This window comes from Butyrivibrio sp. FCS014 (assembly GCF_000526935.1).
In the GTDB taxonomy this organism is placed as follows: domain Bacteria; phylum Bacillota; class Clostridia; order Lachnospirales; family Lachnospiraceae; genus Butyrivibrio.
The window spans coordinates 231,752-244,304 of the sequence record NZ_JAHA01000019.1; the positions used below are offsets into that span (position 1 = coordinate 231,752).

The window sequence follows — 12,553 nt, forward strand, 5'->3', positions numbered from 1 at the left end:
TTTTAAAACATGGCATTTGACGGAATTACAATTGCAAATCTCACAAAGGATTTCAGCGACCGCCTTACAGGTGGCCGCATCTACAAAATAGCCCAGACAGAGAGCGACGAGCTCTTCATAACCGTGAAGCTCTCCTATGAAGCAGCCGAGGAGTTTGGCATGAAACAGGCCAAGCTGGTGCTGTCCTCCGATGCTTCGCTCCCTCTTGTCTACATCACCGATGACAGCAAGGCATCTCCCATGACTGCCCCTAATTTCTGTATGCTGCTTCGTAAGCACCTGCAGAACGGCCGCATCATATCCATAACACAGCCCGGAGGCCTTGAGCGTATAATCCGCTTTGAGATCGAGCATCTCAATGAAATGGGTGATCTTTGCCACAAGATACTCCTCATAGAGATCATGGGCAAATACAGCAATATCATCTTCACCGATGAGGAAGATGTGATAATCGACAGCATCAAGCACATACCTGCTTCAGTAAGTTCAGTAAGAGAAGTGCTTCCCGGAAGGACCTACTTTGTTCCAAGTCAGGACAAGGCTAATCCTCTTTCCACTACGGCCGATGAGTTTTCATCACTGGTTCTTTCCAAGGGCATGCCTCTATTTAAGGCCATCTACTCAAGCTACACCGGGCTTTCCCCGATAATTGCCCAGGAGATGTGCCACAGAGCAGGAATAGATGCGGATAAGTCCGCCATTGCCCTGGATACTTCGGAATCCATCGCGGCCTACAGGGCCTTTGACGAGGTTATCGACTGCGTCAGAAGAGGCGATTTCTCTCCTGCCATCTACTACGACGGGGACACTCCCAAGGAGTACTCCTCCATCCCCCTTACCGTTTACGGCTACAGTGAGGATGCGGACCCGGATGATCCTGCCACTCCCTTCCTTCCCTGCACGGATATATCCACTCTTATCCAGCAGTACTACGCCGAAAAGAACGTGGTAACCAGGATCAGACAAAAGTCCGTTGACCTTCGAAAGATCGTCCAGACCGCCCTTGAGCGAAATGCACGCAAATACGACCTTCAGCTCAAGCAAATGAAGGACTGTGAGAAGAAGGACAAATACAGAGTTTACGGTGAGCTTCTCAACACCTACGGCTACAGCGCCGGGGAGGGAGACAAATCCATCACCGTCAACGATTACAACACGGGAAAAGATATAACGATTCCCTTGGACCCTACTCTCACCCCCAACCAGAATGCCAAGAAGTACTTTGATAAATATACCAAGCTTAAGAGAACCCAGGAAGCCCTTGAGGAACAGTTAAAAGAGTCCTCAGAGGCCATAGAACAGCTTGAATCCATCGCTACAGCTCTGGATATCGCCCAGAAGGAAGCAGACCTTGCTCAGATCAGAAAAGAGCTGGCTGACAGCGGCTACATCAAGTCAAAACCGCAAGGCAAGAAGGGTCAGAAGGAAAAGATAACCAGCAAACCCTTCCACTATCTTAGCAGCGACGGCTTTGACATCTACGTGGGCAAAAATAACATTCAGAACGACGAGTTGACCTTCAAGGTGGCAAACGGCGGAGACTGGTGGTTCCATGCCAAAAAAATCCCCGGCTCCCATGTTGTTCTCATTACCGGTGGCAGGGAAGTTCCCGACAGAGCCTTTGAAGAGGCTGCAGCTCTGGCTGCCTACTATTCTAAGGGAAAACTTCAGGAAAAAGTTGAGATCGATTATCTAAAGCGCAAGGATGTCAAGAAGCCCAATGGTTCAAAGCCCGGATTTGTGGTCTATTACACCAACTACTCCATGGCAATTGCCCCGGATATTTCATCTTTAAAGCTCATCAGCGACTGACAGGAATTCTAAAACATATATTTACTCATGCGAAAAGGGACGGATCAAGCTCGATCCGTCCCTTTAGCTATGTCTAAGTGTTTGATTACCGGTTAATTACTTATTCCCTGAATTATTGATATCTGCCTTAGCCTTGTTGTTCCTTCTTATGTACTCCTCAACGGAAACACCTGCGATAGCTGCAGGGATGATAAGAATCCACCAGGGGAAGCCCTTCTCCTTCTCGATGGGGGCAGCTGCCTCAGCTGTGTCCTCATCTTCGATTACTTTTGTATTAACAGGTTTCTCATTGTCCCTTATAACCTTGTCTGTATCCTGAGTAATTGCTTTGGCATCAACATCTATATCAAAAATAACTTCATCTGAATATACAACCGATTCTGTGAAAGCATCTGCTCTCTTTTCAACCGGAGCATCATAAGCAAATGCAACTACAGGCTGTATTATCAGGCCGGCACTGATTCCGATTGCAACAGCCTTGATAACATTCTTGTTCTTCATAATAAATTTTCCTTTACAAACTAATCAAACACACTTTTTAGCTTTTCAGCAATATGAATTTTATCACAGAAGTCGTCATATAGATAATCATATTGGAAATTATTTTTGTATTATGCGATTAAAACTTATGACAATCTCATTTTCCAATATTCAGAGCACAGTTTACGTGACCAAGGTTGAAAAAACGCCGATACCCTTGCGGGTACCGGCGCTTTGTTTTTAATATCTTAGGCAATCTTAGAGCAAATCAATTACTCTTCGCCGTCCTCTTTCTTTCTTCCGAAAAACATGATACTGATTGCGATTCCTGCAGCAACAACAATTACGATAATTCTTGAAACATTGTTTGTAGGATCTTCAGTACGTCCTCTTCTTGCTCCGAGAACTGCAGCCTGTCTCTGTGCTCCAAGAACTTCACCCTCGGGTGCTCTTGTTGCTCCAAGAACCTGAGGAGGTGTCGGAGGTTCGGGCTCTGAAGGAGGAGGAGTAACATTTCTTGAGGATGTAGGATTAACTGTGAGCTTACCGTAAACTACCTTTACATCATAGTTAGAAGCCAGTTCCTCATTCTCAAACTTATAAGTAAATACGTTATCTACTGTAGTTGATGTATTAGGGTTACCAACAACAGAAGTTGTGTTAGTGTAGATAACCTTCTCTCCATCAACAAATCCAAATGTCTGGTCATCAGGATATGACTGAACAGGATCAGCCTGAGCTGAAAGTGCTGTTCCATCATATGTCTTGGATGCTGATGCAGATGTAAGAGTTACCTCTCTCTTGTTGATAGTAAGCTTACCTATCTCGTAAACGCCTGACTCCTCAGTTGCAGGAGCTTCATCGTCTTCCTTAACTTCTTCAGCTGCAAGAAGTGATACAGCATCGCGCTTAGGAGCTACATTTGTCTTGATCTGGATAGAATTCTCATCGAACAGTGCGTCAGCAAGGTTCTCGCCTACAGCCTCTCCGTCAACAACAGCCTTAATAACAAGGTCGCTGGTGTGGAGGTTTACAGGATATTCACCTACTGTTGTTCCTGAGCCACCTTCTATGAAGATGTTGTTTACTCTGTAAGTCTTCTCTTCTCCATTTACAAGAACTGTAATATCCTCTGAAAGCTCTGTCCAGTCATCAGGAACATCTGCTGCAAATACCTTAAGTGTGAACAGTGATCCGAAGTTAACAAATACATTCTGGATTGCTTCGGTAACTACTGCAGAGTTAAGAAGTGAACGACGCTTAATCTCAAGTGTATCAACGTCAAGTGTTACATCAACATTAACTTCCTGCTTTGTTCCATCATACTTAACTGTTCTGTAGTTGTCTCCCTCAGAATCAAGGTTAAGGGCAATGATTAGTTTCCATTTTTCCTTAAGAGCAAGTTTTACATAAATAGTTGTGTCACTTGTAACTGTGTAAGTGTCTTTTGCAAACTCTGTTGTGCAAGCTGCATCTGTGAAGTATCCAACTACATCATACTTGTTTGCATCGAACTTGCCATCAATAACTGTTGTATCAGGAAGAGTTGTCTCTGATCCTGTAAGAACAACTGATGTTGCAAGATCATCTGTAATTCCTTCAGGATATACAGCAACATAATCCACTTCGTTGGTCTTGAACTGAAGGTCAAGGTGATACTTGTAGTTCTGTCCGTCTGCATTCTGGATTGTCTTTGAAGCGCCCCAACGCCAGTCAAACAGAGCTGTGAAGTGCTGGTTCTCAGACTTTCTGTAATCAACCTGTACATACTGAAGGTTGCTTGCAACAGTATTGTTCAGGTTCTTGCCTGCGTTGTATTCAGTTGTGAAGGTATTTGTGAATGCCTCCTTAACTGCTTCCCAATCAGCAGCATTTGTGATGTAAGTATAATTCTTGCCAAGGAAGAAGGTCTCATCCATCTCGATTACACCGATAGGATAATATCCATCATCTGACTGGATATAATCAACCTTAAGTGTCTCAGCAAAGTTAGGATTTACAGTTTCTTCTTTAACAGGACCTGTAGCATAAACAGCGATCTTAGCCTTCTTTACTTTCCATACAGCGTAGAGGTCGATCTGCTTGTCTCTCTTAGCCTGGATAACTGTGCCAGCCTTGTAGTCAGGCTTCTCAGCCTTGGGATCCAAAGCCCATCCAAGGAATTCATATCCCTTATGCTCTGCAAGCTTATGAGTTGCCCAGTTCTCTATAACCTGAACATTCTTATAATCTTTTACTGTGTAGTCCTTCTCATCCTGGAACCAGAAGAACTCGATCTCTTCTGCGATCCTATCACGCTCACCGGGCTTAACATCGAAGTTAGCATGGTAAACAACATCGCCTGTAAGTTCAAATACATCTGTGAATGTAAGCTTGTAGTCAAAACCGAAGATGTTCTGGATCTTCTTATGAGCCTCATAGCAATCAAGCGAAGCCTTTGTGTTGTCTTCGGTTGTGCAGTTGTAAATATATACCTGCTTATTAACTTCAACCTTGAAGGTGATCTTGTCATTTACAGAAACAGTATCAAGTCCGCTGTAATTCATGCTGTACTTGCCTGTCTTGTAGTTTCCGAGCCAGAGACGATACTCGTATGTACCCATCTCCTTATCTTCACCCTCAGCTGTTACCTTCTTGTACTCTGTACCGTTAACGATAACAGAAACCTTAGCACCGGCTTTCTTGTATGACTCAAAATCTTCCTTGGTAAGACCAAGATCAATATGATCATCAGTCTTTGTGAAGTCATACTTATCCCATACAGCGTAAAGCTCAAGGGTATCGCCCTTCTTTACTTTGATCTTCTGATTTGCCTTGTACTCAGCTACTTTAGCATCAGCAGTTGTAGCCCAACCAAGGAACTTGTCAACCTTGTTCTCGTAAAGGTACTGAGTCTTAGGGCCTTCTCCTGTCTTAACATCAGGATAGTTCTTTACAAAGTAATCTTTCTCTGTTTCTTTTCTTCCGAACTTAACAGTCTCTGCAATCGTATCAAGACCTGCTTCTGTTGCGTCGCAGTTTGAATGATAGATTACATCGCCCTTAAGATCGAACTGCTCTGTGAATTTAAGCTTGTAGTCAAAACCAAAGATATTCTGAATTGCCTTATGTGCGTTATAGCAATCATTTGATGCCTTCTGGTTCTCTGCTGTTGTGCAGTTGTAAATATATTCCTGACCGTTATACTCAACGATATAGCTGATGGTATCATTTACGGATACAGTATCAAGTCCGCTGTAATCCATCCAGTGATTAGTGCTGTGCTTGTAGTTTCCGAGCCACATACGATACTCGTATGTTCCCATCTCCTTATCTTCACCTTCAGCGGTCATGGGATACTCTTTGCCGTTAACTACAGCATAAACTACGGCACCGCCCTTGCGGTACATTTCATAGTCAGCCTTCTCAAGTCCAAGATCAAGGTGATCATCAGTCTTATCAAAATCGTAAGAACTCCATACTGCATAAAGGTTAAGGGTTGAGCCCTTCTGAACCTTTATCTTAGCATTTGCTGCATAAACTACAGTCTTAGCTGATGAATCAGTATCCCATCCAAGGAACTTGTCAATCTTGTTCTCATAAAGCTTCTGAACTGAATAGCCTGTAGCAACCTGAACGTTTGTATAATCCTTAACTGTGTAATCCTTCTCAGTCTGATTCCATCCGAAGTTAACTTCTTCTGAAATCTGAGGAAGTGCATTAGGTGTTGCAGCAGTAGTTGCATGATATATAACATCGCCTGTAAGCTTGAATGCTTCGGTGAATTTGAGCTTGTAATCAAATCCGAAGATTTCCTGGATTGACTTATGCGCTTCATAGCAAGCATTTGATGCTGCCTGATTCTCAGCAGTTGTGCAGTTATAAAGGTATACCTGTCCAAGATACTCAACCTTGTAGGTGATGGTATCATTTACGGAAACAGTAGCAAGTCCACTGTAATCCATCCAATGATCATAGTCGTACTGATAATTGCCAAGCCACATACGATACTCGTATGTTCCCATCTGAGAATCCTCACCATTGGCTGTCATTTTGTATTCTGTACCGTTAACGATGGCAGAAACCTTAGCACCACCGTTCTTGTACATTTCATAATCCTTCTTCTCAAGTCCGAGATCAAGGTGATCATCAGTCTTTGTGAAGTCATATGCAGGCTTATTCTTCTTGTATACGAAGTAGATAGTTCTGTTGCTGTCGATCCTTCCGATCTGACCGGCTTCAAGGCCCTTATTGAACAGATCAAAATCATAAGCCCAAAGTCCGTTGGGATTTCCGAGGATACTTCCGATCAATGTACGCTGTCCTGCAACAACTTTTACATAATCAAACTGAGGATATGCAAAGAGTTCTTTTACAACAGGAAGAACATTAACCAGACCATGTGTTCCGTAAAGTGCATACTGGAATTCATAGCCGTCAACATCCTTGGCAATCTTGCCCTTTACGGGAACCATCTCTTCCTTGGGGTTGCCAGTATCGTCAATGGTTACTTTTACATCCTTAAAGCTGTCGGGAACATCAATTTCTTTTCCGTCTGTATCAACATACTTTGCCTTAAAGCTGTAGTCTACTTTATCAGTCTTTTTCTTACCATATTTGAAGGTAATTGTTACAGTATAAACTGAGAAGTGTGTAGTATCGAAAGATACTTCTGTAGCTGTATTGCTGTCTGCAGAACCAACCTTCTCGATCTCATCGAGATTCTCAGGTACATGATAAACTGCAAGTTCTGCATTCTCAGACTGAGCCTGCTCAATCTCTGAGAAAACAACTTCTACCTTGCCCTCAGTTTCATCAGGCTGTACAAACTGACCAAGGCTGGGTGACCAGATATTGATATCGAATGAGAATGTATCAACCTCATCAGCGTCAACCATCTCCTCGATAGCGCCCTCGATCTCAGCAGCTTTCTCTGTCTCAACCTTAGAGATCTGAACCTCTGCGTCCTCAGGAAGAACACCATCAACAGCGAAGAGCTCGATCTTGATTCCGTCGATCTCTGTCTCGCCTACCAGTTTCTTCTCAACAGCCTCAGCAGCCTCTTCTGCTTCTTCTGCTTCCTCTGCATTCTCATCGGATGCTTCTTCTGAAGAATCATCTGTTGCTGATGCATCTTCATCGTCATCAGCTTCTTCTTCATCTTCTTCTGTGGTCTGCTCGGTGCTTCCCTCTACTGCGGACTCATCCGCAGAAGCAGCTGCAGTCTCTTCCTTGATCTCATCGACGGGTACTTCAACGTCTTCTTTGATCTCGGAAAATGTCTTACCTTCTGCATTGTCTGCAGGAACATCAACCTGCTGCTCTACAGCGGCGTCTTCGCCTTCAGCAGCATAAACCTTAGCATTAGCGAAATCACTGCCAAAGGTAGTAACTACCAATGCAACAGCCAGAAGAAATGCCAACACTTTGTTCCATTTCTTAGACATAAGATTGCCTCCCTCATAAATTGATTAAAATTGTGTAAATAAAATGAAAAATATGTGAACACTCATTGGTATGATACAACATTATCAATCATACATGCAATCATATTTCAGAATTTTTTTGTAAAATTGAAAAAAACTTTTGGAAACTTTAAAGAATTTTAATCTTCTCCAAGGCGCTGACGATACTGCGTCCTTTAGGAAACCTAAGAATGTCCTCTCTGGTCGCGCCGCCGGATTTGATCAGAACAGTGAAGTAAATAAGCACTGCCGCAAGAACTGCGAGAATTGTAGCAAAAAGATTGACAAAATACTCTCCCGGAACAAAAAGAGCAAACAGCATAGACAGCAGCATATGAATAAGAAATGCTCCTGCCCCCATTACCAGCGAAGAAATTGCCGGGAAAAGATATGTCTTTTTAAAATCATTTATAATATGAAGATTCTTCTTCATTATTACATTATTGAGAATGCACATCATAAGAGAATATATGATGGTCACTATGCAAAGGGCGATATCCCCAAGATCTGTATATACCAGGAGTAGCACAAGGGTTATCGTCTGTACTACAAGTGCCGCTACTGCGTTGAGCACAGGCACATTGACCTTTCCGATGGCCTGAAGAACCGCATTGGTAACGGTGGAAAGTGAATAGAACACCACTGTGATTGCAAGGAATCTAAGAAGCAGTGCTGCCTCGTCAAGAGATGCCCTCTGAGGGAAAAGAATCATCATCACAGGGCGGGCCAGTGCAAAAAGCCCCACTGCGCAGGGAATCGAGATCATGAGAATGACTCTTGTAACTCTGGATACGGTAACTCCCGCTTCTTCCCTGTCTCCTCTGGAAAAGGTAGTGGAGATCTCCGGGATCATGGCTGCCGCCGCAGCGCTGGCAAGAGCTATGGGAAGATTTGTAATGACCACAGCCTTTCTGGCAAAAATGCCGTACTGATAAAGAACAGCACTCTCCTCCATATTCTTCACATGGATGAGGATCCTGGTAAACAGCGTTGAATTAAGGGATGTGGACAGATTATATATGAAGGTACTTAAGATAAAAGGAGTCACGATCATAAAGATGCGCTTGAAGATCTGCATAGCAGCCATATCCTCATGCTCATCATCTTTGATGCGCCTTTCTACTATTGATCTGTTATAGTGGTAAACCAGATACATGAAAATAAGAGCCACAAGTACGCCGGAACCTGTTCCGATGGCACTGCCTATCGCGCCGTAGACGGCTCTTTTGACCGGATCTTCATCCCCGGCCATTCTGGTAAGTATATACGCGCCGCCCACACTTACGGCAGCATTGAACACCTGCTCAATAAGCTGGGATATGGAGGTGGGCACCATGGTCCTGTGTGCCTGGAAATATCCTCTAAGGACCCCGAGGAATCCAAAGAGAAAGATACTGGGGGCAAAGAAACGAAGAACCGTGGCGGAACGGCCTGCTGCAAGAATGTCAGCTCCGAAGAAAAGAACAAGGCTTCCGATGCCGCCGACAATTGATACGTATATAAGAGCACCCCTGAAGATCCTGTGGGCGTTTCTGTACTCTTTTACCGCCAGCTTCTCGGAAATGATCTTGGACATGGCAGAGGGAATACTGTAGGAGGATATCAAAAGAACTATCGTATAAATAGCATAAGCAGCTCCATAGTAGCCATTACCTTCATCTCCGATAATAGCTGCCAGGGGGCTGCCGTATAATAGGCCGATAATTCTTGATATTACGCCTGTAATAGCAAGAATCCCGGCCTGAAATAATAGTCCTTTTTTGGTATTGTTATCCTTAGTACTGCTCTCCATTATGATTGTTTATGGCCTCAGCCAGTCGTACATCTCCTGATATTTTTCGGCAGAAACCCTCCAGGAGAAGTCAACTGCCATGGCCCTGTCGATCATCTTGTTCCATTCGCGCTTCTGATCGTAGAATACTCTCTCAGCTTCCCTTATGGTTCCAAGCATCTCGTGGGCATTATAATTGAGGAATCCGAAACCGGTTCCTGTGCTCTCAAACTTGTTGTAAGGCTCAACGGTATCAATGAGGCCGCCGGTCTGTCTTACGATCGGGATTGTTCCGTATCTTAATGCCATAAGCTGTGAAAGTCCGCAGGGCTCAAACAGTGAAGGCATAAGGAAAACATCCGAAGCCGCATAGATCTTGTGGGACATGGGCTCTGAATAATAGATGTTTGCGGAAACCTTGTCATTGTACTTCCAGTCAAAGTGACGGAAGGCGTTCTCATACTGCTCTGCTCCGGTTCCAAGAACTACCAGCTGCACCGCATCCTGACACAGTTCATCAAGAACGTAGTTGATAAGGTCAAATCCCTTCTGGTCGGTAAGTCTTGAAACGATACCGATCATCATGATCTTGTCGTCTTCCTTAAGGCCAAGCTCCTTCTGAAGAGCTCTCTTGTTCTTAACCTTCTCCTTGCGGAAGTTGATGGCATTGTATTTGTGAGGAATGTACTGGTCTGTCTCCGGATTGAACTCGTCGTAGTCAATACCGTTGACAATTCCTCTAAGGTCATGGGCTCTTGCACGAAGAAGGCCGTCAAGCTCCTCGCCGTAGAACTCGGTCTTGATCTCTTCAGCATAGGCCTTGCTCACCGTTGTGATGGCATCGGCATAAACGATACCGCCCTTAAGCAGGTTGGCATCCTTGTACAGGCCAAGCTTGTCCGGAGTAAAGAAGTAATCCGGAAGTCCTGTGATCTCCTGAACCTTCCTGATGTCCCATTTCCCCTGGAACTTCAGGTTGTGTATTGTCATGATGGCCTTGATTCCTCTGTAGAACTCGCTGCCCTGGAATCTCTCTTTGAGATATACGGGAACGAGACCTGTCTGCCAGTCATGGCAATGGATGATGTCAGGCCTGAAGTCGATTACAGGCAATACAGAAAGAGCTGCCTTTGAGAAATAAGCAAATTTCTCAATCTCAAAGATCACATCATCGCCGTAGGGCTTCATGCCGTTAAAATAGTATTCATTATCTATAAAGTAGTATTTGATCCCATCTACTTCAGCCTTGAAGATACCTACATACTCGTTCTTCCAGTGGAAGTCCATGTAGAAGTTGGTCACATACTCCATCTTCTCCTTCCACTGCTGGCCTATGCACTTATAAAGCGGCAGGATAACTCTCACGTCAAAATATCTCTTGTCGATATTCTTGGGAAGAGAGCCCACTACGTCTGCCAGTCCGCCGGTCTTGATAAAAGGTACACCTTCTGAAGCCACAAACAGGATGTTTTTCATTTGTCTGCCATCTCCTTCATTTTTATGATTGAAGTCGTAATTATAGAATAACCTATTTCATCTTAAGTGACAATGCATATTGTTCCTGAGAAACCTTAACAATAACGTTCTTGGTATTTACTGTCTGCCCCAAAAGGCCAAAGGTCTCGGAGAATAATGCCACACCAAAATTGAGCCTTCCTCCGCAGCGTCTTCTGACTGATTCGTGGATCTGGGCCATTATGCTGCTCATGACTCTGTCCCGAAGTCCCCAGCTGTCAATAAGAGCTATTATCTCATCAACGCTGCTGCATCCCATGATGATCCTGGCTTGGGAGGAGGTTCCGCCAACCATGGCTGTGTGGGCCGCAAAGATCTCACGCCTTGCATCGGATGCGGTGGAATTGGTGTTCATGATTCCGGCAGAGAGCTTCACAAGCTTGCCCACATTTCCCACAAGAAGCAGATTCTCCACATGCTCCTGTACTGCCTTGTCTATGGCCTGTCCCGGAAAATTGTAGCACATTATGCTAGTCTTAAGATCAACGTGAAGCTGGCTGTTTATGACCTCGGCGCAATACTTGCCGGGACTTACCAAAATAGACTTTATTCCCTGTCTTGTCTGGAACAATATCTGATTGTCGATGGAATTGGAAATATCCCTCATATGAACAGGAGGAATGGAACCGTAACTGCCCATTATGGTGATGCCGCCAAGAAACGTGTTCTGACCTATGGTCTGCTTGGCTGCGATCATTATTCCCTCAGGGCATGAAACAGTTATAAGAAGGAGCTGGGCTCCGTCGGAAGCTTCGCATACACCGGCAACGGCATCGAAGATAAGCGCTCTGGCCTCCTTTTCAATGAGAGGTTCACCCTTTCTGATACCTGGCTTATTCTCACTTGCTATGCCAACGCCCTCGCCGCTTTTAAGAAAAAGATTGCCATGGCGTATATCAATGCAGGAATTCTCTGCCGCACCTGCAATATCCGTGATCCTTGATACACTTACAGTAATGGTTGCCTTGTCTCTGATATCGGGAGCTGCTCCTCCCTCCATCAGAACAGAATATTCGCTGTGATCCGCGTCACAGCGGGCAGGATTGCGCTTTACCGTATAGGCCCTTGATGCGCCGCCCTTATGGCTTATTGTGACGTTCTCATAGTCTATCTTAAATATAAGATTAGCAGCAGCTGCCCTGGCGGCAGCCGCTGCACAATCACCTGTAGTTGCGTGGCTTAAAGTTAACCCCATATCTCTTCCGACATATCTATCCATAATAATCCCCTTGTGATCAAAAAATGGAATTTATTGTGCACGCTTACTAATATTATACAATATGTCGTGTTTTTGTGGAAGAAAATACGGTTATGATTCACATAATTTTTGGTTAATCTTCTTCCCAGAAAAGTTCATCCAGAGTCTTTCCAAGGGTCTTGCAAATAGCAATACAAAGGTTGATGGTAGGATTGTAATCTCCCTTTTCTATGGAGCTTATGGTCTGTCTTGAAACTCCGCAGGCAGCTGCCAGCTGGTCCTGAGACAGGTCTTTGCCCGCACGGGCGGCTTTAAGTTTAAGATTCTTCATAC

7 protein-coding genes are annotated in these 12,553 nt (G+C 44.4%); 1 reads left to right on the forward strand and 6 read right to left on the reverse strand.

Annotated elements, in window-relative coordinates:
• The first annotated feature begins 9 nt into the window (after positions 1-9).
• On the forward strand, positions 10-1,812 hold the full coding sequence (locus T456_RS0114125; RefSeq protein WP_024866669.1) for an Rqc2 family fibronectin-binding protein: 1,803 nt from the start codon (positions 10-12) through the stop codon (positions 1,810-1,812).
• A 96-nt stretch (positions 1,813-1,908) separates the two neighbouring features.
• Here the strand turns inward: T456_RS0114125 and T456_RS0114130 are convergent, their stop codons facing one another.
• The 6 genes from T456_RS0114130 to T456_RS0114155 form a co-directional block, all read right to left on the reverse strand.
• Complete coding sequence (locus tag T456_RS0114130; protein WP_024866670.1) at positions 1,909-2,313, reverse strand: hypothetical protein; 405 nt, start codon at positions 2,311-2,313, stop codon at positions 1,909-1,911.
• A gap of 251 nt (positions 2,314-2,564) precedes the next feature.
• A complete protein-coding gene (locus T456_RS0114135) occupies positions 2,565-7,718 on the reverse strand; it encodes a hypothetical protein (protein ID WP_024866671.1) in 5,154 nt (1,717 codons plus the stop codon).
• A 148-nt stretch (positions 7,719-7,866) separates the two neighbouring features.
• The gene (locus T456_RS0114140) at positions 7,867-9,528 is read right to left on the reverse strand and encodes a putative polysaccharide biosynthesis protein (protein WP_024866672.1); all 1,662 of its coding nucleotides are present in this window, start codon (positions 9,526-9,528) and stop codon (positions 7,867-7,869) included.
• Between the two features lie 9 nt (positions 9,529-9,537).
• Positions 9,538-10,983 carry a glycogen synthase GlgA gene (glgA, locus tag T456_RS0114145; protein WP_024866673.1) on the reverse strand — a complete coding sequence of 482 codons (1,446 nt, stop codon included), beginning with the start codon at positions 10,981-10,983 and terminating at the stop codon, positions 9,538-9,540.
• Positions 10,984-11,035: 52 nt separating this feature from the next.
• Positions 11,036-12,241: a cobalt-precorrin-5B (C(1))-methyltransferase gene (locus T456_RS0114150; RefSeq protein WP_024866674.1), complete on the reverse strand. Its 1,206-nt coding sequence runs from the start codon at positions 12,239-12,241 to the stop codon at positions 11,036-11,038.
• 112 nt (positions 12,242-12,353) lie between these two features.
• Positions 12,354-12,551, reverse strand: a complete 198-nt coding sequence (locus tag T456_RS0114155) for a helix-turn-helix transcriptional regulator (protein ID WP_024866675.1) — start codon at positions 12,549-12,551, stop codon at positions 12,354-12,356.
• Positions 12,552-12,553: the final 2 nt, after the last annotated feature.

Bases quoted from the DNA above. Each gene is read 5' to 3' on its own strand.
- T456_RS0114140 (WP_024866672.1), bottom strand. From the start codon at position 9,528: ATGGAGAGCAGTACTAAGGATAACAATACCAAAAAAGGACTATTATTT.
- glgA (WP_024866673.1), bottom strand. From the start codon at position 10,983: ATGAAAAACATCCTGTTTGTGGCTTCAGAAGGTGTACCTTTTATCAAG.
- T456_RS0114130 (WP_024866670.1), bottom strand. From the start codon at position 2,313: ATGAAGAACAAGAATGTTATCAAGGCTGTTGCAATCGGAATCAGTGCC.
- T456_RS0114155 (WP_024866675.1), bottom strand. From the start codon at position 12,551: ATGAAGAATCTTAAACTTAAAGCCGCCCGTGCGGGCAAAGACCTGTCT.
- T456_RS0114125 (WP_024866669.1), top strand. From the start codon at position 10: ATGGCATTTGACGGAATTACAATTGCAAATCTCACAAAGGATTTCAGC.
- T456_RS0114150 (WP_024866674.1), bottom strand. From the start codon at position 12,241: ATGGATAGATATGTCGGAAGAGATATGGGGTTAACTTTAAGCCACGCA.
- T456_RS0114135 (WP_024866671.1), bottom strand. From the start codon at position 7,718: ATGTCTAAGAAATGGAACAAAGTGTTGGCATTTCTTCTGGCTGTTGCA.